Annotated in this window: 19 protein-coding genes; 9 read left to right on the top strand and 10 right to left on the bottom strand. The window is 72.9% G+C overall.

Annotated elements, in window-relative coordinates; all coding sequences use genetic code 11:
- Window positions 1-67: 67 nt before the first annotated feature.
- Together ACZ4Z2_RS27155 and ACZ4Z2_RS27150 are read right to left on the bottom strand one after the other, a co-directional pair.
- Window positions 68-523: an SPW repeat protein gene (locus tag ACZ4Z2_RS27155; RefSeq protein WP_468079419.1), complete on the bottom strand. Its 456-nt coding sequence runs from the start codon at window positions 521-523 to the stop codon at window positions 68-70.
- Between the two features lie 334 nt (window positions 524-857).
- Complete coding sequence (locus ACZ4Z2_RS27150; protein ID WP_468079418.1) at window positions 858-1436, bottom strand: RNA polymerase sigma factor; 579 nt, start codon at window positions 1434-1436, stop codon at window positions 858-860.
- A 99-nt stretch (window positions 1437-1535) separates the two neighbouring features.
- On the opposite strand from ACZ4Z2_RS27150, the gene ACZ4Z2_RS27145 reads away from it, so the two are divergent.
- Window positions 1536-2636 (top strand): MerR family transcriptional regulator, encoded by a 1101-nt coding sequence (locus tag ACZ4Z2_RS27145; RefSeq protein ID WP_468079416.1) that lies wholly within the window; start codon window positions 1536-1538, stop codon window positions 2634-2636.
- A 27-nt stretch (window positions 2637-2663) separates the two neighbouring features.
- On the opposite strand, the gene ACZ4Z2_RS27140 is transcribed toward ACZ4Z2_RS27145, so the two are convergent.
- Together ACZ4Z2_RS27140 and ACZ4Z2_RS27135 are read right to left on the bottom strand one after the other, a co-directional pair.
- Window positions 2664-4031, bottom strand: coding sequence for a cryptochrome/photolyase family protein (locus ACZ4Z2_RS27140; protein WP_468079415.1), 1368 nt, complete (start codon window positions 4029-4031; stop codon window positions 2664-2666).
- A 104-nt stretch (window positions 4032-4135) separates the two neighbouring features.
- Window positions 4136-5668, bottom strand: a complete 1533-nt coding sequence (locus ACZ4Z2_RS27135) for an SDR family oxidoreductase (protein WP_468079414.1) — start codon at window positions 5666-5668, stop codon at window positions 4136-4138.
- Window positions 5669-5792: 124 nt separating this feature from the next.
- Between ACZ4Z2_RS27135 and ACZ4Z2_RS27130 the strand changes: the two genes are divergently transcribed.
- Both ACZ4Z2_RS27130 and ACZ4Z2_RS27125 read left to right on the top strand, forming a co-directional pair.
- Window positions 5793-6299 (top strand): MarR family winged helix-turn-helix transcriptional regulator, encoded by a 507-nt coding sequence (locus ACZ4Z2_RS27130; RefSeq protein WP_468079413.1) that lies wholly within the window; start codon window positions 5793-5795, stop codon window positions 6297-6299.
- Between the two features lie 129 nt (window positions 6300-6428).
- Window positions 6429-8558, top strand: coding sequence for an MMPL family transporter (locus ACZ4Z2_RS27125; RefSeq protein WP_468079412.1), 2130 nt, complete (start codon window positions 6429-6431; stop codon window positions 8556-8558).
- A gap of 274 nt (window positions 8559-8832) precedes the next feature.
- Here ACZ4Z2_RS27125 and ACZ4Z2_RS27120 read toward each other — a convergent pair whose 3' ends face one another.
- Window positions 8833-9480 (bottom strand): dihydrofolate reductase family protein, encoded by a 648-nt coding sequence (locus ACZ4Z2_RS27120; protein WP_468079411.1) that lies wholly within the window; start codon window positions 9478-9480, stop codon window positions 8833-8835.
- An 89-nt stretch (window positions 9481-9569) separates the two neighbouring features.
- Window positions 9570-10613, bottom strand: coding sequence for an acyl-CoA dehydrogenase family protein (locus ACZ4Z2_RS27115; protein WP_468079410.1), 1044 nt, complete (start codon window positions 10611-10613; stop codon window positions 9570-9572).
- Window positions 10614-10855: 242 nt separating this feature from the next.
- On the opposite strand from ACZ4Z2_RS27115, the gene ACZ4Z2_RS27110 reads away from it, so the two are divergent.
- The 5 genes from ACZ4Z2_RS27110 to ACZ4Z2_RS27090 all read left to right on the top strand — a co-directional run bounded on the left by ACZ4Z2_RS27110 (window position 10856) and on the right by ACZ4Z2_RS27090 (window position 16374).
- The gene (locus ACZ4Z2_RS27110) at window positions 10856-11743 is read left to right on the top strand and encodes a glycoside hydrolase family 19 protein (protein ID WP_468079409.1); all 888 of its coding nucleotides are present in this window, start codon (window positions 10856-10858) and stop codon (window positions 11741-11743) included.
- A 107-nt stretch (window positions 11744-11850) separates the two neighbouring features.
- Window positions 11851-13218 (top strand): phospholipase, encoded by a 1368-nt coding sequence (locus ACZ4Z2_RS27105; protein WP_468079407.1) that lies wholly within the window; start codon window positions 11851-11853, stop codon window positions 13216-13218.
- A 147-nt stretch (window positions 13219-13365) separates the two neighbouring features.
- Complete coding sequence (locus tag ACZ4Z2_RS27100) at window positions 13366-14631, top strand: hypothetical protein (protein WP_468079405.1); 1266 nt, start codon at window positions 13366-13368, stop codon at window positions 14629-14631.
- Window positions 14632-14804: 173 nt separating this feature from the next.
- The gene (locus ACZ4Z2_RS27095; protein WP_468079403.1) at window positions 14805-15206 is read left to right on the top strand and encodes a VOC family protein; all 402 of its coding nucleotides are present in this window, start codon (window positions 14805-14807) and stop codon (window positions 15204-15206) included.
- A 97-nt stretch (window positions 15207-15303) separates the two neighbouring features.
- Window positions 15304-16374 (top strand): adenosine deaminase, encoded by a 1071-nt coding sequence (locus ACZ4Z2_RS27090; protein ID WP_468079402.1) that lies wholly within the window; start codon window positions 15304-15306, stop codon window positions 16372-16374.
- Here ACZ4Z2_RS27090 and ACZ4Z2_RS27085 read toward each other — a convergent pair.
- The 3 genes from ACZ4Z2_RS27085 to ACZ4Z2_RS27075 form a co-directional block, all read right to left on the bottom strand.
- Window positions 16356-16871: a mycothiol transferase gene (locus ACZ4Z2_RS27085; RefSeq protein WP_468079400.1), complete on the bottom strand. Its 516-nt coding sequence runs from the start codon at window positions 16869-16871 to the stop codon at window positions 16356-16358. The two genes, ACZ4Z2_RS27090 and ACZ4Z2_RS27085, sit on opposite strands and share 19 nt — an antisense overlap.
- Before the next feature lie 51 nt (window positions 16872-16922).
- Window positions 16923-17387 carry a hypothetical protein gene (locus ACZ4Z2_RS27080; RefSeq protein ID WP_468079399.1) on the bottom strand — a complete coding sequence of 155 codons (465 nt, stop codon included), beginning with the start codon at window positions 17385-17387 and terminating at the stop codon, window positions 16923-16925.
- 97 nt (window positions 17388-17484) lie between these two features.
- Window positions 17485-18123, bottom strand: coding sequence for a hypothetical protein (locus tag ACZ4Z2_RS27075; RefSeq protein ID WP_468079397.1), 639 nt, complete (start codon window positions 18121-18123; stop codon window positions 17485-17487).
- A gap of 220 nt (window positions 18124-18343) precedes the next feature.
- Here ACZ4Z2_RS27075 and ACZ4Z2_RS27070 point away from each other — a divergent pair, with 220 nt between their 5' ends.
- Window positions 18344-19711, top strand: coding sequence for a helix-turn-helix domain-containing protein (locus ACZ4Z2_RS27070; protein WP_468079395.1), 1368 nt, complete (start codon window positions 18344-18346; stop codon window positions 19709-19711).
- A gap of 11 nt (window positions 19712-19722) precedes the next feature.
- On the opposite strand, the gene ACZ4Z2_RS27065 is transcribed toward ACZ4Z2_RS27070, so the two are convergent.
- A complete protein-coding gene (locus ACZ4Z2_RS27065; protein ID WP_468079394.1) occupies window positions 19723-20616 on the bottom strand; it encodes a LysR family transcriptional regulator in 894 nt (297 codons plus the stop codon).
- Window positions 20617-20688 lie beyond the last annotated feature (72 nt).

The following is a 20688-nucleotide window of genomic DNA, read 5'->3' as shown; positions in this document are numbered from 1 at the left end:
TCCCGCACGGCGACGGCCGACCCGCACGGGCGGATCGGCCGTCAGTACCCCTCGCGGGCCTTCTGTCCTACATCGGAGAGGTGCGGGAGCCGCGGGAGCCGCCCCTGGCCGATGCGCCGGCGCAGAGCATTCCGAGGCCCAGAGCCAGGGCGCCGATGATGATGTTGTTGACCACGACACCGGCGTCGGGGCTGTCGCCCACGATCCACGGAGCGATGATCATCCAGACTCCGAGGGCGCACATGGCCCAGCTCAGGCCGTACATCCTCTCCGGTGCCGCGGTGAAGCCGAGGGCCAGCAGGCCGATCGCGATGCCCACGATCAGGTTGTGGGGCACCAGCGAGGGCTGGCTCGTCGTGTAATGGAGTATCCAGGGGGACACGGCGCAGTACAGACCGAGCAGGAACACCGGTCCGTCCACGAGCGCCACATCGCGACCACCGAGCATGCGGTCGTACCGGGCCCGCATTTCGGTTACATCAGGGTGATCGGAGATGTCACTCCTGTGTGAGACGTTGGCCATGACTCGACTCCTTTGAACTCAGCGGGCCTGACCGCGTCTGGTGGGGTATGCGGTGAGCGCCGCGTACGCTCATTCTGCTCTTATTTCCCCTTTATGTGTAGATGTGGGTGAGCAGTGCCGTGAGGGGTGCCGTGAGCGGCGCCCGTCCCCGGGGATCGCCGACCGTTCCCCGGGGACGGGCCCGGTCGGAGCTGCCGACCGGTCGCGGCGGTCCGGCCGTCGAGCCCCGCCGTTCGTACTTCCGGAGTCGGGGGCCGCCCGGATGCGCCGATGCGCGGACTTCTTTGATCGTTCCGCATCGTTCATGTAGCGAATCAAGGTGGTCGCGAGAAGGTCACATACGGTCGCTCTCGGTCAGGCGGTCGCGCAGGCGCCGCAGGCCGCGTCGGGTGTGGCTCTTGACCGTGCCCAGGGGCAGGCCGGTTCGTTCCGCGATCTGGGTCTGGGTCAGGTCCTCGTAGAACGCCAGCTGGATGACCCGCCGCTGGGGCTCGGGGAGCCGTGCCAGTTCGGCGCGGACCAGTACGCGGTCGAGAGCGGCCTCGGGGCCGTCGCCGCCCGGGCGGTCGGCGAGCGCCGACGCGGTGCCCGCCGAAGCGGCCGATTCCGCCCGGCGGGTCCGCGCGGACAGGGCGTCGGCGATCCTGCGCCGCGTGATGCCGACGATCCAGGCGCCGACCGCGCCGCGCTCGGGCCGGTATCCGTGGCGCCCGCGCCATACGCCGAGGAACACCTGCTGGGTGACGTCCTCGGCCTCCGCGGTGTCGCCGAGGCTGCGCCGGGCGAGGGCGCGCACCAGCGCCGACCAGCGTTCGTACGCGGCGGCCAGGCTTTCCTCGTCGCCCGCCGCCAGGCCCCGCGTCAGTTCGTCGTCGGCGGCGGTGGGCGGTGCGCTCGTGCGCACAGGGCTCATGGCGACGGCTCCTCGCGTAGGCGGTGGCGATGCCGTCATCGTGTGAGGCGGGACGAAGCGCCCACCACTCGCATCGCTTCTGCATCGTATGGTCGTCCCATGGGTCTGTTGAGGGACGAGACCCCCGGCGACACGGGGCTCACCACCGGAGCCGTGGCGCGCAGACTGGGCGTGTCGCCCACGACCCTGCGCTCGTGGGACCGTCGCTACGGCATCGGGCCCGCGGTCCGCCCCGACGGGCGGCACCGGCGCTGGACCTCGCGGGACATCGAGATGGTCGAGACGATGTGCCGTCTGACCTCCGCCGGGGTGCCGACGGCGGAGGCGGCGCGCGCGGCGAAGAAGAGCACGGAAGGGGCAGCCTCCGACGAGTGGGAGGACGGCGCGGAGGACAGCGGGGACTTCGGGGAAGTGCCCCCCGGGGGAGCGGCGCCGGATCCCGCCCGGCCGCGGTCCTCGGCGCCGGTGGTCCCGCCCGTCCGGTCCGGGCGGGGGGAAACGGCCGTACCGTCCGACCGGTCCGCCCCGTTCAGCCCTCCGTCCCCCACCGACGTGCGCCAGGAGTGCCGGGGGCTCGCCCGCGCCGCCGTACGGCTGGACGCGCCGGCCGTCGAGGAGCGGCTGACGGGGGTCGTCGAGCGGTACGGCGTCACGGCCGCCTGGCAGGAGGTGATGGTGCCGACGCTGCACGCGGTGGGCCGCAAGTGGGAGTCGTCCGGCGACCGGTACGTCGAGGTCGAGCACCTGCTGTCGTGGCACGTCTCCACGGTGCTGCGCCGCTGTGCGCCGCCCGCCGGATCCCGGCCCGAGGCCGCGGCCCCTGGCCCGGTGGTCCTCGCCTGCGTCCCCGGCGAACAGCACACCCTGCCGCTGGAGGCCCTCAATGCCGTGTTGGGCCAACTCGACCTGCCCAGCAGGATGTTCGGCGCCGCCGTGCCCGCCGAGGCCCTGGTCGCGGCGGTCGACCGGCTGGGACCGCCTGCCGTGGTCCTCTGGGCGCAGGCCCGCTCCACGGCGAGCGTGCCCCTGGCCCGGCATGTCGCCGCCGCGCGCTGGGGCGTGAAGGGCGCCCGCCGCCGGCCCCTCGTCGTGCTCGGCGGCCCCGGCTGGCACGGACGCCCCGCGGAGGGCATGGTCCGTCCGTCGGCGCTGGGCGAGGCGGTCGAGCTACTGTCCGACCTGTCCGACCGGGCCACCTGAGCCGCCCGGAGAGGCCCCGTTCCTGGTCTACGGCGTCCCCGTGCGCCCCCGCAGGAATCGGTCCCGCCCCTCGGCGAGGTCGACGATCGGGTCCGGGTAGTCCAGCACGGCGCGGTCCAGGCCCTGGAGCTTCCACGGCTCGTGCACGGCCGGTCCGGGCACGTCCGCCAACTCCGGTACCCAGCGCCGGACGTACTCCCCGTCCGGGTCGTACCGCTTGGCCTGGGTGACCGGGTTGAGGACCCGGTTGGGGCGGGTGTCGGTGCCGGTTCCGGCCATCCACTGCCAGTTGAGCTGATTGTTGGCCACGTCCCCGTCGACCAGCAGGTCCAGGAAGTGCCGGGCGCCGATTCGCCAGTCCACATACAGCGTCTTGGTGAGGAAGCTCGCGGTGAGGAGACGGCCCCGGTTGTGCATCCACCCCTCGTGGCGGAGCTGGCGCATGGCCGCGTCCACCACGGGGTAGCCGGTGCGGCCCTCCCGCCAGGCCCGGACCTCCTCCGGCGCGGACCGCCAGCGGTCGTGCTTGGCGCGGTAGTCCGCGACCGCCGCCGCGGGCCGGGCCGCCAGCACCTGGCGGTGGAAGTCCCGCCAGGCCAGCTGCCGTACGAACGCCGCCGCGCCCGGACCGCCCGCCCGGCGGGCCCGGTGCACCAGCTCGACGGGGGAGAGGGTGCCGAAGTGCAGATGGGGCGAGAGCCGGGAGGTCGCGTCACCCGCCAGGTCGTCGTGGTGGTCCTCGTACACGGCGACACCCGACCGCAGCCAGGCGGCGAGCCGCGCGCGGCCCTCCCTCTCGCCGCCCTCCGCCAGCCCCGGCGACAGCCCGGCCAGTCCCTCGCGGGCCGGGAGCCGCTCCGAGCCGACCCCGTCCGGCACCCGCACGGTGCGCGGCGCGGCCAGCGGGTCGCGCAGCCGCTGCCGCGACCAGTGACCGAAGTATGGGGTGAAGACCGCGAAGTGGTCCGAGGAGGCGGGCGACAACGCGCCGGGATCCACCGCGCCCACCACCGTGTCGTGCACATGCAGGCGTACGCCCTCCGCCTCCAGGGCACGCCGCAGCCGTTCCTCGCGCCGCCGCGCGAACGCACTCACGTCGGCCGCCACGTGCACCTCGTCGGCGTCCGCCTCGGCGGCCACCTTGCACACCTCCTCCACCACGTCCCCGGAACGCACCACGAGCCGTCCGCCCCGCTCCCGCAGCCCCGCATCGAGGTCGCGGAGGCAGTCGGCGAGGAACGCCAGCCGGTTGGGCACCGCGAACCCGGCCTCCGCCACGGCCCGGTCCCGTACGAACAGCGGGACCACCGCGCGCGCCCCGTCCAGCGCGGCGCGCAGCGGCGGATGGTCGTGCAGCCGCAGATCGGAGGTGAACAGGACGACCGAGACGTTCATGGGGGGCTCCGGGTGCGAGAAGACGGATCACCTGCTGTTTCCGGCGAGCGGCGTCCGGCGGATGCGGCGGGCGGGGGCCGTGACCGGCGGCCTCCCGGTGCTCGTCACGGTGTGGGCGCCCCCTCCCGCGCGCGGGCGGCCGCGTCCGACACCGCGGCCCGCGCGATGTTGCGCGCCATGCCGCCGAACACGACGGCGTGGAAGGGGGCGACGCTCCACCAGTAGGCGTGACCGAGCAGCCCGCGCGGATGGAACAGCGCCCGCTGGCGGAACACCGTGCGGCCGTCGTCGTCGGTGTCGGCGTACATCTCCAGCCACGCCAGACCCGGCAGCCGCATCTCCGCGCGCAGCCGCAGCAGCCGCCCCCGCTCGATCTCCTCCACCCGCCAGAAGTCCAGCGAGTCGCCCACCCGCAACCGGGTGGCGTCCCGGCGGCCCCGCCGCAGGCCCACTCCGCCCGCCAGCCGGTCCAGCCAGCCCCGTACCGCCCAGGCGAGCGGGAAGGAGTACCAGCCGTTGTCGCCGCCGATGCCCTCGATGACCCGCCACAGCGACGCCCGCGGGGCGTCCACGCACAGCTCGCGCCGGTCGGTGTAGAGGCTGCCGCCCGCCCAGTCGGGGTCGGTGGGCAGCGGATCGCTGGGCGCGCCGGGCAGGGAGGCGGACGACCAGCGCGTGGTCACCCGGGCCTCGCGCACCCGCCGCAGGGCGAGCCGCACCGCCTCGTCGAAGCCGATCGGATGGCCGGGCGGATCGGGCACGTACCGTGCGATGTCGTGCTCGTGGCAGACCACCTCGTGCCGCAGCGACTCGGTGAGCGGCCGCGCGATGGAGGCCGGCACGGGCGTCACCAGCCCCACCCAGTGGCTCGACAGACCGGGGGTGAGCACGGGAACGGACAGGATGAGCCGGTGCGGCAGCCCGGCGACGGCCGCGTACCGGACCATCATCTCGCGGTACGTCAGGACGTCCGGACCGCCGATGTCGAAGGTCCGGCTGACGTCGTCCGGCAGCCGGGCACAGCCCACGAGCGCGCGCAGCACGTCCCGGACGGCCACCGGCTGGATCCGGGTGTGCACCCAGCTCGGCGTCACCATCACCGGCAGCCGCTCGGTGAGGTAGCGCAGCATCTCGAAGGAGGCCGATCCCGAGCCGAGGACGACCGCCGCCCGCAGCACGGCCGTGGGCACCCCGCAGCCCAGCAGGATCCGGCCGACCTCGGCACGGGACCGCAGATGCGGCGACAGCTCGCCCTCGGGGACGCCGTACGGGGTGAGACCGCCCAGGTAGACGATCCGGCGCACACCCGCGGCACGCGCCCGCTCCCCGAAGATCCTCGCCGCCCTGCGGTCCGTGGCCTCGAAGTCGTCGCCCGTGCCCAGCGCGTGCACCAGGTAGTAGCCGACGTCGACCCCGCGCAGGGCCCGGGCCACGGACTCCGGGTCGGTCACGTCCCCGCGGACCACCTCGACGGCACCGGCCCACGGATGGTCGCGCAGCCGGTCCGGGGAGCGGGCCAGACAGCGCACCCGCAGGCCCGCCTCCAGCAGTTCCGGTACGAGCCGCCCGCCGATGTACCCCGTCGCACCGGTCACCAGGCACAGCGGTCCGGCGCCGCGCTCAGCCTCTCCCGTCATCGGTCCCTCGGTCCTCCGTGTCGGCGTCCCCCGGACATCACTTCCCCTCCGACCCCGGTCCCGGATGCACCGGCGGCCCGGCGCCCCGCGATCGAGTGATCGGTACGGCGACTACCCTTGCCGCGTGGCCACAGTGAACGACCCGCGACGGCGGACGGGGGGCGGGGAGTCGGGCACCGCCGCGGCGGCGACCGATCTGCACGCCTTCGCCGTCGCCCTGCGCCGGATGAACGGCGAGATCAACCGGCTCGTGCACGCGTTCGCGGGCGCCCACGGACTGCACGCCACGGACGTCCAGGCGCTCGCGGCGATCCTCGACGCGGACGCGCCCATGACACCCAAACGCCTGCGGGAACACCTCGGACTGACCTCCGGCGCCGTCACCGCCTGCGTGGACCGGCTGGAGCGCGCCGGACACGTGCGCCGCGTCCGGGAGAGCGCGGACCGCCGGGTGGTCCACCTGTACTACGCGGCCGACGCGCGGTCGGCGGCCCGCACCTACTTCCGCCCCCTGGCGGAGGCCACCGAGGCGGCCCGCTCCCGCTTCACCGGAGAGGAACTGGCCGTCGTGCTGCGCTTCCTCGCGGCGATGAACGAGGAACTGGGCGCGGGCGCCGACCGCCACCACTGATCGTGCTCCGGGTGCATCCGAAGGCCGGGTGACGGCGGAAGACCAGGCACCGTCTATGATCGCGGCCGTCAACAAGTTCAATCATTGAGATTGTTTTTCGTTGAGCCATTCCCTCCCGCCTGGAGTGCCATGTCCACCGCCCCCCGACGCGCCCGCCGGCTCGTCCCCCTCCTGCTGATCGCCGTCTGGCTCGTCCTCGGAGGCGTCCTCGGCCCCTACGCGGGGCGCCTCGGCGAGGTCGCCACCAACGACCAGGCCGCGTTCCTGCCGCGCAGCGCCGAGTCCACCGAGGTCATAGCCGCGCAGCGGGCCTTCCGGCAGGACGAGACCCTCCCGGTGATCGTCGTGTGGACGGGGGAGGACATGCCCCAGCGCCGGGCCCCTGCCGACCGGGCCCTCGCCTCCCTGGCCGACACCCCAGGCCTGGCGGGACGGGTCTCGCCCGCCCTGCTCTCCGACGACCGGGAAGCCCTCCAGGGCGTGGTCCCGCTACGGCCCGACCTCGGCGACGATCTGGCCGGCACCCTCGACCGGATCCGGGCCGCCGCCGAACGCGTCCCCGGCACCACCGTCCACCTGGCGGGGCCTGCTGCCAGCCAGGCGGACCTGGCGGATGCCTTCGCCGGCATCGACGGTCTCCTGCTCGCCGTCGCGCTGATCACCGTGCTGGTGATCCTGCTGCTCGTCTACCGCAGCGTCCTGCTGCCGCTGCTGATCATCCTCGGCGCCGTGTTCGCCCTCGGACTCGCCTGCGCCGTCGTCTACGCCCTCGCCGACCGGGGAGTCGTCCGCGTCGACGGCCAGGTCCAGGGCATCCTGTCCATCCTCGTCATCGGCGCGGCCACCGACTACGCCCTCCTGCTCACCGCACGCTTCCGCGAGGAACTCGCCGCCGGGGCCGACCGGTTCACCGCGATGCGCGAGGCCCTGAGGCAGTCCTGGGGCGCGATCGTGGCGAGCGCCGCGACCGTCGCGCTGGGCCTGCTCGCCCTGCTGTTCAGCGACCTCACCAACAACCGGGCGCTCGGACCCGTCGGCGCCATCGGCATCGGCTGCGCCGTCCTCGCCACGCTCACGTTCCTGCCCGCCGTGCTCGTCGCGCTGGGCCGCGCCGCCTACTGGCCCGCCAGGCCCGGTGCCGGGTCCGCGTCCGCGTCGGCCGGTGCGGGGGTGTGGCGGCGCGTGGCGGCCCTCGTCGACCGGGCCCCGCGCCGGGTCTGGGCGGTGACGCTCGCCGCCCTGCTCGCCGGCGCCGCCTTCGCGCCGACGCTCACCTCCAAGGGTGTGCCGCTCGACGAGACCTTCGTCAACGACGCCCCGTCCGTCGCCGCCCAGCGGACGCTCGGCGACCACTTCCCCGGCGGCTCGGGCAACCCCGCCGTGGTCATCGCCGACGCGGACCGCCTGGACCGGGTGCTCGCCGCGGCCCGCGCCACGGACGGGGTCGCCTCGGCGGCCGCCGTCAGCGCCGCCGGACGACCCGGCGGCGAGCCACTGGTCGTCGACGGACGCGTCCGCGTCGACGTCACCCTCACCGCCGCGGCGGACAGCGACGCCGCGAAGGACACCGTGGCGCGCCTGCGCACCGGCCTGCACGCCGTGCCCGGCGCGGACGCCCTCGTCGGCGGCTACACCGCCCAGCAGTACGACACCCTGCGCACCGCCGAACGCGACCGCGCACTGATCGTCCCGGTCGTCCTCGCCGTCATCCTCCTCATCCTGGTCGGCCTGCTGCGGTCCCTGCTGCTGCCGGTGCTGCTGGTCGCCACGGTGGCCCTGAACTTCCTTGCCACGCTGGGCGTCTCAGCGCTCGTCTTCCAGCACGTGTTCGGGTTCACCGGCACCGACCCGTCCGTGCCCCTGTACGGCTTCGTGTTCCTGGTCGCCCTGGGCGTCGACTACAACATCTTCCTGATGTCCCGGGTCCGCGAGGAGTCCCTGCGGCACGGGGTTCGCGAGGGCGTGCTTCGAGGGCTGGTCACCACGGGCGGCGTCATCACCTCCGCGGGCGTCGTGCTCGCCGCGACCTTCGCCGCGCTCGGCGTCATCCCGCTGGCCTTCCTCGCCCAGATCGCCTTCATCGTCGCCTTCGGTGTCCTCCTCGACACCCTCGTGGTGCGCTCGCTGCTGGTGCCGGCGCTGGTCCGGGACATCGGGGAACGCGCGTGGTGGCCGAGCCGCATGAGCGGCGGGGCGCCCCCGCGGGAGCAGCGGGCGCCCCTGGCGGAGGCGTCGGTGCTCCCGGCCGACGGCGGCTGACGGGTCACGCCTCGGCGCGGCTGTCCAACTCGCCGACTCAACAGGGCGCGAATTCCGGCCCGCAGCATCGAGGTGGACACGGACCTGTTCCGTCCCGAGCGCCACACGCGGGGCTCCGGCCTCCCGGTCGGCGCGGCGGAAGGGGCGCACTGTCGGCGCGGGCATGGGGGGACCTCCGGTCGGGGAACGGGCCGGGAGGCCGCCATGCGATGCGGGACGCGGTCGAGGGTACGGCGGCGGGGCGCCCCGCTCCAGTGCCCCGAGGGCGGGACGGTCACCGGTGCGCGAGGGTGAACGTCAGGTGCGTGACGCCGCTGGGCGAGGAGACGGCCTCGACGTCGTAGTCCTCCTCCAGTCCCTCCAGCCCGTCCCATAGGCGCACTCCCCGGCCGAGCAGGATCGGGACGACCACGACGTGCAGATGGTCGATGAGCCGGGCGGCGAGGAACTCGCGGACCACGGTGGGCCCGCCGCCGATCCTGACGTCCTGACCGCCCGCGGCCGCACGGGCCCTCTCCAGCGCTTCGGCGGGCGTGGTGTCGAGGAAGTGGAAGGTCGTGCCGCCCTCCATCTCGATCGGAGGACGCGCGTGACGGGTGAGGACGAAGGCCGGTGTGTGGAAGGGCGGGTTGGCGCCCCACCACCCCTCCCACTCGGGGTCCTCGTGCCAGCCGGGGTAGCCGAACTTGCCGGCGCCCATGATCTCCGCGCCGATCCCCGGCGCGAACCCCCGTGCGAAGGCGTCGTCGAGGCCGCTGTGCCCGCCGGACCCGCCGGTCATCTCGTGCCACCACCGGGTGGCGAACATCCACTGGTGCAGCCGTTCCCCGGCGTGGCCGAAGGGCGCGTCACGGCTGAGGCCCTCACCGGTGCCGTAACCGTCGAGCGAGATGGAGAAGTTGTGGACGCGGGCGAGTGACATGGCCGGCGCCTCCTTTCCGCTGCCGTACGAGCCGGCTCGGGCCGACCCGGTGTGGGACCGATGATGGCCCCCGAGGGCGTGCGGCACCCTCAGTACGCGGCCGACAGTGCCCCCAGATGGGCCCGGCGCACCTCCGCCGTCTGCCCCTGCACCAGCAGGAACATCGCCTCACGCGCGAGGCGTTGCGCCCGGTTGTCCAGGTCGAGGGCGCGCCCGCCGCCGGTGACGACCGCGGCGGTCGTCGCCGTGCGCATGAGGTCGAACGCCTTCGTCTTGAGCGCCAGCCGCTCCTCCATGTGCTCGTGCGGCGCGGGGTGGTCGGCGAGGGCGTACGCCTGCCGCCGCACCTTGTCCAGCCGCAGCCGCAGCCCCTTCGTCATGGGGTCGTCCTGGTCCAGCAGCGCCAGTGCCGACTCGGCGACGCCGAACACGGCCGGTGAGGCGTTCGCCGGTTTGGGCCGGTCGCCCGCCGCCCAGCTCTCGTACGGGGCGTGCAGGGCCACCGCCTCGTCGGGGATCCACAGCCCGTCGAGCTGGAGGGAGACCGTACGGGCCGCGGTGAGCGCGGCCAGCCGCATCGGTGGCGACGCCTTCAACCCCGACTGCTGCCTGGCCTCCGTGAACGCGAACACCACCTCGTCCGCGTCCGTGACGCCCGCCAGCAGCATCACATCGTTCAGGCCCCATCCCGTGTACCAGGGAACCGTCCCGTGGAACCGCCACCCGCCGCGTTTGGGCACGGCCCGGACCGGAACCTGCGGATACCTCCGCAGATGCGCGTACGCCACCCCCGACAACAACTCACCCGTCGCCAGCCTCGCGAGCAGCCGCTCCTTGGCCGGGAGTTCGGTCCTGGCGAGGGTCAGGACGGGCGTGTAGTGCTGGGCCTGCACGAACCACGTCGCACAGCACGCCCCCGCGAGGATCTCCGCGATCTCCCGCGCCACGGAGTTCGGCGCCCCCGAACCGCCGTACGCCTGCGGCGCGTTCACCCCGAGCACCCCCGACCGCTTGATCGCCTCGATGCTGCTCGCGGGCACCTGCTCCTGATCGACGCGCTCGGCCTGCGGCGCCAGCACTTCGGCGGCGAGACTGCGCGCCCGGACGACGAGAGGATGCGGTGACGTGGTCATGGGGGGATTCTCCCCGTCCCCGCACCGGAAAGATCACCTTTTCGCGTCGGCGTCGTGTCTTTGACTGGTCTACACCCTTGACTGGTACAGACCAACGCGGTTGAGTGTGCCACCACACCCCCCACCACGGCCGCCCCGCTCCCGTGGCCGGCCCCGCCGGCGCGTGCGCGCGAGGCCCGTCCCCGTCGTGCCCTTCGGGCCTTCGCCCGGGTGCGGCCGTGCCCCACGAAGGAGTTGATCCCGTGTCGAGGCGCCGTCTCTCCGCCCTGCTGACCGCGCTGGTCATCGGCGGTTCCACACCCATGCTGCTGCCCGCGCAGAGCGCGAGCGCCGCTCCCTGTTCCAGCTACCCGAACTGGGTGGCCGGCCGCTCCTACGCCGCCGGTGACATCGTCCGCTACACCGACGGCCGGGCCTACATTGCCGAGCATGCCAACCCGGGCTACGACCCCACCATCAGCACCTGGTACTGGGAGCCGTACGCCTGTGAGAACGGCCCCACCAACCCCTCCGGGTTCGTGGTGAGCGAGGCGCAGTTCAACCAGATGTTCCCGAACCGGAACTCGTTCTACAGCTACAGCGGGCTGCGGGCGGCCATGAGCGCCTTCCCGGCCTTCGCCACCACCGGCAGCGACACCGTCAGGAAGCAGGAGGCGGCGGCCTTCCTCGCCAACGTCAGCCACGAGACCGGTGGACTGGTCCACATCGTCGAGCAGAACACCGCCAACTACCCCACCTACTGCGACTGGAGCAGGCCGTACGGCTGCCCGGCCGGGCAGGCGGCCTACTACGGCCGGGGGCCGATACAGCTCAGCTGGAACTTCAACTACAAGGCGGCAGGGGACGCGTTGGGCCTCAACCTGCTGGGCAACCCCTGGCTGGTGCAGAACGACGCGGCCGTCGCCTGGAAGACCGGCCTGTGGTACTGGAACACCCAGACCGGCCCCGGCAGCATCACCGGCCACAACGCGATGGTCACCGGAGCGGGCTTCGGCCACACCATCCGCAGCATCAACGGCTCGCTGGAGTGCGACGGCAAGAACCCGGCGCAGGTGCAGAGCAGGGTGAGCGCCTACCAGCGTTTCGCACAGATCCTCGGCACGTCGCCGGGCGGCAACCTGTACTGCTGACGGCGACCCGTCGGCCATGATGTCATGCACCTGACTTCGATTCCGGGGTCCGGCTCCTCTCGCTGCCGGGCCCCGTCCGCGTCCCCGTTCCGACGAAGGGCACCCCCATGCCAAGCCCCCGTACCACCTCGCTCGCGGCCGCCGTGGCGCTGGCCGCCGTCGTGGCCGCACCCGCGCCCGCCGCCTCCGCCGCGGTTCCCGCTCCGGGCGCCTACTACGTGCAGAGCGCCGTCACCGGGCTCAACGCGGCCGACAGCGGGGGAGCGGTGGAACAGCACCGGCCCAAGGGCAACGAGGACCGCCAGCAGTGGACGCTGCGGGCGAGCGGGTCCTCATACGTGCTGGAGAGCGTGGACGCGGCGGGCAGTTGTCTCGGCCGCTCCGGCGACCAGGCCAGAACGGTCGCCTGCACCGGCGCCGACGCCGCCTGGGACATCACCGACCTCGGCGCCGGCCGCCACCGGCTCAAGGTCCCCGGCGCCGAGCGCTACCTCACTGTCGGCGCGAAGCCCTCCGGCGCCAACTACCCCGCCCCGCTGGTCACCGGTGGGGCGGGCGACCTGGCCGCCTGGTACCTCACCCCGGTCACCCCCACCACCGACCCCATGCCGCCCGCCGGGCAGCGCACCCTGGACCAGGTCACGTTCCTCACCGCCCACAACGCCTACGCCAACGGCGTCGACGGCGGCTTCGCACCCCCCTTCGTCAACCTCGTCCCGAACCAGACACGCGGCATCAACCAGCAACTCTCCGACGGTGTACGCGGTTTCATGCTGGACATCCACCAGACCCCCGACGGCGCGATCCTCTGCCACAACAGCTGCACCCTCGTCAGCCGTCCCGTCGCCCTGTGGGTCGACATCCAGCGCATGGTCGACTTCCTCGAGCAGAACCCCGACCAGTTCCTCACCGTGTTCCTGGAGGACTACGTCGACCCGGCCGTCCTGCGCTCCGAACTCGCCCGTGTCAACGGCCTGTCCGACGTGCTGTACCGGCCCGACCGGACCGGAGTGCGCACCAGCGGCTGGCCGAGGATGGCCGATCTGATCGCCGCGAACGACCGCCTGCTCATCTTCACCGACCGCAGCCGCGCCTCCGACCAGGCCGCCGGCCTCACCCGCGACACCTTCGGCGTCATGTACCAGAAGGAGTGGACCGTCGAGAACTACTGGTCCATGGGTGGCGGCATCGGCTCCTCCGACTGGTCCTGCTACAGCCGCTGGTACGACGCGAACACCAACATCCCGCTCACCCGCACCGAGTCCGCGTTCAAGCCGCTGTTCGTCATGAACCACTTCCGCGACGTCGGCATCACCGGCACCGCCACCAACGACAACGCGAAGCTGGCCGACCGTGCCCAGCGCTTCTGCCAGCCGGCCGCCCGCAAGAAGCCGAACTTCCTCGCGGTCGACCACTACAACCTGGGCAACGCGGCATCGGCGGTGACGACCCTGAACACCTACACCTATCCGTAGGCTGGGAGCACCTCACCGCCGGAACCCGTGGGCGGACGAGCGGTGACACACGCACGGCGGGGCGCCGGAGCGCAAAGCGGCACCAAGCGGTTCATATAGGCTGCCTGTTCTGCCCCTGCCGTTCGTCACCACTCGGGAGAGTCATCCGTGAGCGTAGCCACCGCCCACTCCGCGTCGGCCGTACCGCCCGCCGACGAGACGCCGGCGAGCGCGGGAGCGTCGGCGCGGGACGAGGGAATCTGGGTCGAGCCGGGCGCAGCCGAAGTCGACGCCCGGCCGGACGAGGCCCACGACGAGGGCCCGTCGCAGACCCCCGCCGGCCTGGTGCCGGCCCAGGCCCCGGGCGACGTCACCGCTGCCACCGCCACGCCGGACGCCGAAGGGGTCGAGAGGGCCGAGGGTGCCGAGGGTGCCGGGGACGTCGTGGACGGGCAAGTCGCCCGTGACGCCCATGACTTCGGCGTCTACGCGCGCACCGGCGGCTGGGCGTTCGCGCTGAAGGTGGCGCGGAGCGTGCGACCCGGCGGGGAACTGCCCGGGGAGACGGCGAAGGTGTCCGCCAAGCGGTTCGCCGAGCTGGCCGGCTGTTCGGCGGAGCGGGTCATGCGCTATTACAAGGCATGGGACAAGGCAGCCGACGACGGCATGGTGCCGCACTTCGAAGCGCTCGCTCCCGGCGCCGAGATCGACCTGCCCGACTCGGACGTCTGGCTCTCGTACTACAGCTCCCGCTCCAGCGCGACCTCCGACCGGGGCACCGCCATCACCGCGGCCGCCGAGGCCGAGGGCATCCGCCCCACCAAGGCCCTGGAGGTCGCCGAGAACCCCACCGCGCTGCGCGCCGCGATCCTCGCCGACCCCTCCACCGCCCAGGCGGCCCGCACCGCTCTCCTCGACCGGCTCAAGGAGGACCCGTCCCTCCAGACGGAACTCGCCCGTGACATCGCCCGCACGGAGGAGCTGAAGAAGGCGGTCGCCAGCGAGACCCAGGCCGCGACCCGCATCGGGTACGTGCGGCAGATCGTGGAGAACGGCCAGGTCAAGACCCCCGCCGGACAGGTCATCGACGCCCCCGCCGAACTGCGCGCCGAGGCCGAGCGTCACCTCTCCCTCATCGACGAGCTGGACGACGACGAGGACACCGGCGAGTGGGCGACGGAGGCGTACGACACCGTCAAGGAACTGGTCGTCCAGACCGTGGAGTCCAACCCCGAGCTGCGGGTCCAGGAACGCCGCACGAAGTTCTACAGCAGCCTCCAGAAGGCGACCAAGGTCTTCGAGGAGCTGACCCTCGACGACGCCGTGGACCTCGACGCGATCTACGAGGACGACATGCTCCAGCGTCTGGAGGAACTCCAGGAGGCGCTCAGCACCTGCATCGCGGCCCTCCGCAAGGCGTCGCCGGGCGACTGACCCGGGCGTTCCGGCCGGTGAGGCCCCCCTGCGTCCGCAGGGGGGCCTTCGTCGTGCACGCCGGTTGCCGTCCGGCAGGTGTTACGTATAACCTCCCGGGAACCCCGAGCGAACCTCGGCAGATGACCGCACCGCCCCGCGCGTGAACCGCGCCCCACCCGAGAGGCCCTTCGATGAGACGCGTCGCCCTGGTCACCCTCGTGGTCGACGACTACGACGAGGCCGTCCGCTTCTACACCGAGGCGCTCGGCTTCCGGCTCGTCGAGGACGCCCCGAGGCCCGACGGCAGCCGCTGGGTCGTCGTCGAGCCGGGCACCGCGGGCGCGGGCACCGGACTGCTGCTCGCCAGGGCCAAGGACGAGGCGCAGCGCGGCCGCATCGGCGACCAGACCGGCGGACGCGTGGGCTTCTTCCTCCACACCGACGACTTCGCCCGCGACCACGCCCGGATGCTGGCCTCGGGCGTCAGGTTCCTGGAGGAGCCGCGCCACGAGCCGTACGGCTCGGTCGCCGTCTTCGAGGACCTGTACGGAAACCGCTGGGACCTCCTCCAGCCCGCCGCCGGCCCCCGCTGACCCGGCCGCCGCCGACCGAGCCGCCCCACGGCACGACCGGCGAACCGCCGCACACCCATCGCACACGCACCGCACCACCTGCCGAGGAACGAACGCCATGACCGCGCCCCGCATCGACACCGACACCCTGCGCCGCCTCCCCAAGGTCGTCCTGCACGACCACCTCGACGGCGGTCTGCGCCCCGCGAGCCTCGTGGAACTCGCCGCGGAGGTCGGCCACACCCTTCCCGAGACCGACCCGGAGGGCCTGGCCGCCTGGTTCTACGAGGCCGCCAACTCCGGCGACCTGGTGCGGTACATAGCCACCTTCGAGCACACCCTCGCCGTGCTGCAGACCCGCGAGGGCCTGCTGCGGGCCGCCGAGGAGTACGTGCTCGACCTGGCCGCCGACGGGGTCGTGTACGGCGAGGTCCGCTACGCCCCCGAGCTGAACACCCGGGGCGGGCTCACCCTGGCCGAGGTCGTCGAGACCGTGCAGGAGGGGCTGGCCGCCGGTATGGCGAAGGCGGCGGCCCAGGGCACCCCCGTCCGCGTCGGCACCCTGCTGTGCGGGATGCGCATGTTCGACCGGGTCCGCGAGGCCGCCGACCTGGCCGTCGCCTTCCGGGACGCCGGTGTCGTCGGCTTCGACATCGCGGGCGCCGAGGACGGCTTCCCGCCCGCCGACCACCTGGCCGCGTTCGAGCACCTGCGCCGCGAGAGCGTCCCCTTCACCATCCACGCCGGCGAGGCCCACGGCCTGCCCAGCATCCACCAGGCCCTGCAGGTGTGCGGCGCGCAGCGCATCGGCCACGGCGTCCGCATCACCGAGGACATCGTCGACGGCAAGCTCGGCCGCCTCGCCGCCTGGGTCCGCGACCGCCGGATCGCCCTGGAGATGTGCCCCACCTCCAACCTCCAGACGGGCGCCGCGACCTCCATCGCGGAGCACCCCATCACCGCCCTGAAGGACCTCGGCTTCCGCGTCACCCTCAACACCGACAACCGTCTGGTGTCCGGCACCACCATGACCCGCGAGATGGGACTGCTGGTCGAGGAGGCCGAGTGGACCCTCGACGACCTGCGCACGGTCACCGTCAACGCCCTCAAGAGCGCGTTCCTCCCGTTCGACGAGCGCAACGCCCTGATCAGGGACGTCGTACTGCCGGGCTACGAGTCCGCGCGCTGAAGCAGACCCCGTACGTACGCGGCCTGGCCGGCATGCTGAAGATCGTCGGCCAGGACGCTCACCAGGCGGACCCCCAGGCTGACCGGCGGATCCCAGCGCTCGTCCACGATGCGGCCGAGGTGTCGGCCGGTCAGCCCGCCCACATACCGCAGGGTCTGGTCGTGCACGGCGTCGTAGTACCCGGTCAGCAGGTCCGCGGAGTCCACCCGCACCTTCCCGACCTGCGCCGCGCTGTGTCCGTAACCCGTGTCGTGGGGCGGCAGACCGAGCCCGAAGCGCTTCTCCCAGCCCTGTGACAGCCAGACCTGGTCGAGTCCGGCGACATCGGCGACATGGTCGTCCTGGATCCGGGTGAGGTGCCACACCAGCCAGGCCATGGAGTTGGCCCCCGGGGCGGGACGGGCGTGGAGATCCTCCGTGGTGAGTCCCTCCACGGCGGCATGGACCTCTTCCTTGATCCGGCCGTACGCGTCGATGAGAACGTCCTTCACATCCATACGTCCACCATCGGCCATCGGCACCGCCCCCGCACCGCCCCGGTCCGTCCGTCAGCTGCCGGACGCTCCCTTCGTGCCGATGTGGAAGATCTTGTAGTTGCGGGTCATGTCGACGACGAGCTTGGTCTTCTTGCCGTCGCCCCAGGTGAAGGTGATCCCGGCCTCCGTGTGGTTCGCCGTGCCGTTGTCGGTGACCTTCCACGACACGGGCACGTTCTGGGCGCGGAGCACGCCGTCGGCGTTGTTCTTCGCCTCCCACGCCTTGAGTTGCTTGCGCAGATCGGCCGTCAGGTAGTACTTCCGCAGCTCCTCGGCGAGCTTGCCGCCGTTCGCGGGGCCGCTCTGCGCGTCGATGTAGGCGCCGTAGAAGTCGGCGATACGGGTCACCGCGTCGGACGGCTTGCCGCTGACGGTGCGCGGCCCGCCGGCGGACGCCGTGGCGGTCACACCGAGGCCCAGGGCCAGGGCGAGGCCCGCGGCGAGGGCGGTACGGCGGGTGGTGCGCGTGCTGTTCATCTGTGTTCCCCGGTTTTCTGCTGGTTCGTGGTCGTGTTCGTGTGGTCAGTGATCTTGCGGACTGTGATCGTGTGGCCAGTGGTGCTCGGCGGCGGGCTCAGTGGAGCTTGTTCACGGCCGTGGTCGTCGTCTTCTTGAACGCCTTGACCGGCGCGCTCTTGAAGTCGCCCATCTGGGCCCAGTCGACGACGGTGACGGTCCTGCCGTCCCGGCCCACCGAGAGCAGCTGGACGTCCATCGCGCCCCAGGACGTCCGGACGTGCAGCCCGTGGACGCGGGCGCCCTCCTCGACCGGCAACGAGCCGTAGTCCCGGTACTGGGCCTTGAGGTCGGGACCGGCGTCGACGCGGGCCGCGCACGCCCGGTAGTCCCTGTTCAGTCGGGCGGCGAGGGCCTTGGCCTTGGCGGCGCTGCCGACGACGATGTTCAGCTGTCTGGCGCTGGTCTCCAGGTCGGTGCGGTACGTGCGGTGCCGGGCGTCGTACGCCAGGAGCGCGTCGCCCAGGCAGGAGTGGAACTCCTCGGGCACCCCGTCGGTGACCTTGCCCGCCCGCCAGGAGGACGAGGGATGGGGTGGGAGCTGGGACGCCGAGAGGAACTTCGGCGCGCCGTTCGTCTTCGCCGCGGGTGCCGGTGTGCCGGTCGCGGGTGCCGCGGTCGCCGTGACCGCGGAGGTCGCGGCGAGGCCCGCGGCGAGGAGTGCGGTGAGCGCGCCGGCTCGGGTGCGCTTGGGCATGGATGTCCCCCATGAACGAGTACGTGGATGTCCTGGTGCCGCCGACGCCGGGTGGTCCGTCCGGCCTGGTCGGTGCGACACCAGGAGCATCGGCCGTCACCGGACACGGACGCAACGATCTGGGACGGCTCCCCGGGGGTGGAACCATCCCAGCCCCTCTGACGTGCAGGTATATGGAGTCCTGGGATGCCGTCCCGGGACGGGGAGGGTACGGGGAAAAGTGTCGGCAGCACCGGACGACGTCCAGGCATTCGCGGCGTGGCTCACTCGCCTGAAGGAGGGCACGGACCGCAGTTACGGCCAGTTGGCCCGTCGGCTCCACATGAACACGTCCACGTTGCACCGCTACTGCGCCGGTGACACGGTCCCGCTGGACTTCGCCCCCGTGGAGCGCTTCGCCGCGTTGTGCGGGGCGACGGCGGAGGAACGGGTCGAACTGCACCGACTGTGGCTCCTGGCGGTCGCGGCCCGCCGGCGGGCACGGACGCCGGGGGGTGGGGCAGCGGCTGGGGACGGGGCAGCGGCTGGGGACGGGGCAGCGGCTGGGGACGGGGCCGAGGCCGGCGTTGAACCCGGGGCCGACTCCGAGTCTCGGGGAGCCGGGTCCGCGGTGGTGGCCGAAGCTCCGGAGGACGCCACCTCCGAGCCGCCTGCCCGCCGCCCGTGGCACCGGCGGCGGCGGGTCCTCTCCTCCGCCGGCGTGACCCTCGCGCTGCTGGCCACGCTGGGCGGCTACTCCGCCCTCTCGACCGAGCGCCCCCCGGCGGGCCGTACCCCGCAGGACGGCCCGACACCGGTCGGTACGCCGTCCGGGGGAGACCGGCCGCCGACCGTGTCTCCGAGCCCCACCCCCTCCAACGGCAACCCCACCACCGCACCTCCGTCGGCCTCGCCCACGCCTTCGTCCCACGGGAGCGGAGCGAGTCCCTCACCCGGCGACGACACCGGTCGCAGACCTCGGGCGGCGGCCGACGCGCCGCTCACCTGGACCGCCGACTCGCAGGTCTGGGAGATCGGATGCAGCCACGACTACGTGATCGCGAAGCCGCCCGAACAGGTGCCGCCGCCCCCGCCGCCCCAGGACGCCGGCGCCTGGGCCGCCACCCAGCAGGCGGCGCACGGCCGCAAGACACTCGTGGAGATCTCGGTGCAGGGGCGGTCGTCGAAGGCGGTCGTCCTCAAGGCACTGCGGGTACGCGTCGTGGGCCGCACCGCCCCGGCCAAGGGCAACGTCTACGCCATGGACCAGGGCTGCGGCGGACAGATCAGCCCCCGCTACTTCGATGTCGACCTGGACAAGCACCGGCCCCTCGCCCGCCCGGTCGACGGCAGCGACATGGGGACGCCGATCCCGGCCGTGCGCATGCCGTACACCGTGTCGTCCGAGGACCCGGAGGTGCTGCTGGTCAGCGCGGAGACCGAGACGTGCGACTGCCGCTGGTACCTGGAGCTGGAGTGGTCCTCCGAGGGCCGCACCGGCACGGTCCGGATCGACGACCACGGCCGCCCCTTCCGCACGACCGGGATCAAGGGCCTGCCCCACTACATGTACGCCACCTGGAAGCACCAGTGGGCACCCTTCGAGTGACCGGGGCCGGCTCAGGAGGCGTCGATCGGCGGGTCCAGCAGCCCCAGCAGGGCCCGTGCCGCCGGGCTCATGGCCTGCGGGGGCGGCAGCAGGGCGACCGTTTCGTAGACGGTGTCGTCGGCGCCCTTCACGGGGACGGCGGTGAGCGACGCGCGCTTGTGCCGGAAGTGGCGCGGTACGACCGCGATGCCGAGGTTCTCGTCGACCAGGTCGAGGAGGCTGTGCACGTCGTTGACCTCCAGCGGCACGGTCCTGCGGACACCCGCGGCGGCGAAGACCGCGTCGGTGGTGCGGCGCGGCCCCCAGTCCGGGTGGAAGTCGACGAAGACCTCACCGCCGAGGTCCTCCGGCGTCACGGCAGCGCCGGTGACCGCGAGACGGTGGCTCGGATGGCACAGCACGGTCATCGGCTCACCGGTCAGCGGGACGACCCGCAGCTGGTCGGTGTCCTCCTGCGCGGTCCGCACGGCGAAGGCGAGGTCGAGCCGCCCGCTCGCCACCTCCTCCGCGAGGGCGCCCGAGCCGGCCTGGCGCAGACAGATCTCCACATCCGGGTGCCGTCGCCGGAACGCGGCGAGCAGCCCCGCCACATGCACGCCGGCGATGCACTGCTCGGAACCGAGCGCCAGCATGCCGCGCAGGACGCCCTGCACCGCCGCCACCGCCTCATGGGCCGACCGCACCTGCGCCAGGATCCGCTCCGCCTCCGTCAGCAGCGCCCGGCCGGCCGGTGTGAGCGTCACCCGGCGCGTCGTCCGTACGAACAACGGCGTCTGCAGCTCCCGCTCCAGCGACCGGATGGACGCCGACAGGCCGGACTGCGACACCAGCAGCCGCTCGGCCGCACGGGTGAAGTGCTCCTCCTCGGCGACCGCGACGAAGTGCTGGAGATGACGGAGTTCCATGACTGAGAAGCGTAGGCGCTGAATCCCATCGGATTCTTCTGTTGGACCAATGCCCCCAGGTCGCGAAAGAGT

Source organism: Streptomyces sp. NPDC030183 (assembly GCF_055573455.1).
This window is presented reverse-complemented; position numbering and strand designations above follow the sequence as displayed.

What these genes read in the sequence shown, in the direction of transcription:
- ACZ4Z2_RS27155 (WP_468079419.1), bottom strand. Translation starts at nt 523, where the DNA reads ATGGCCAACGTCTCACACAGGAGTGACATCTCCGATCACCCTGATGTA.
- ACZ4Z2_RS27150 (WP_468079418.1), bottom strand. Translation starts at nt 1,436, where the DNA reads ATGAGCCCTGTGCGCACGAGCGCACCGCCCACCGCCGCCGACGACGAA.
- ACZ4Z2_RS27145 (WP_468079416.1), top strand. Translation starts at nt 1,536, where the DNA reads ATGGGTCTGTTGAGGGACGAGACCCCCGGCGACACGGGGCTCACCACC.
- ACZ4Z2_RS27140 (WP_468079415.1), bottom strand. Translation starts at nt 4,031, where the DNA reads ATGAACGTCTCGGTCGTCCTGTTCACCTCCGATCTGCGGCTGCACGAC.
- ACZ4Z2_RS27135 (WP_468079414.1), bottom strand. Translation starts at nt 5,668, where the DNA reads ATGACGGGAGAGGCTGAGCGCGGCGCCGGACCGCTGTGCCTGGTGACC.
- ACZ4Z2_RS27125 (WP_468079412.1), top strand. Translation starts at nt 6,429, where the DNA reads ATGTCCACCGCCCCCCGACGCGCCCGCCGGCTCGTCCCCCTCCTGCTG.
- ACZ4Z2_RS27120 (WP_468079411.1), bottom strand. Translation starts at nt 9,480, where the DNA reads ATGTCACTCGCCCGCGTCCACAACTTCTCCATCTCGCTCGACGGTTAC.
- ACZ4Z2_RS27115 (WP_468079410.1), bottom strand. Translation starts at nt 10,613, where the DNA reads ATGACCACGTCACCGCATCCTCTCGTCGTCCGGGCGCGCAGTCTCGCC.
- ACZ4Z2_RS27105 (WP_468079407.1), top strand. Translation starts at nt 11,851, where the DNA reads ATGCCAAGCCCCCGTACCACCTCGCTCGCGGCCGCCGTGGCGCTGGCC.
- ACZ4Z2_RS27095 (WP_468079403.1), top strand. Translation starts at nt 14,805, where the DNA reads ATGAGACGCGTCGCCCTGGTCACCCTCGTGGTCGACGACTACGACGAG.
- ACZ4Z2_RS27090 (WP_468079402.1), top strand. Translation starts at nt 15,304, where the DNA reads ATGACCGCGCCCCGCATCGACACCGACACCCTGCGCCGCCTCCCCAAG.
- ACZ4Z2_RS27085 (WP_468079400.1), bottom strand. Translation starts at nt 16,871, where the DNA reads ATGGATGTGAAGGACGTTCTCATCGACGCGTACGGCCGGATCAAGGAA.
- ACZ4Z2_RS27080 (WP_468079399.1), bottom strand. Translation starts at nt 17,387, where the DNA reads ATGAACAGCACGCGCACCACCCGCCGTACCGCCCTCGCCGCGGGCCTC.
- ACZ4Z2_RS27075 (WP_468079397.1), bottom strand. Translation starts at nt 18,123, where the DNA reads ATGCCCAAGCGCACCCGAGCCGGCGCGCTCACCGCACTCCTCGCCGCG.
- ACZ4Z2_RS27065 (WP_468079394.1), bottom strand. Translation starts at nt 20,616, where the DNA reads ATGGAACTCCGTCATCTCCAGCACTTCGTCGCGGTCGCCGAGGAGGAG.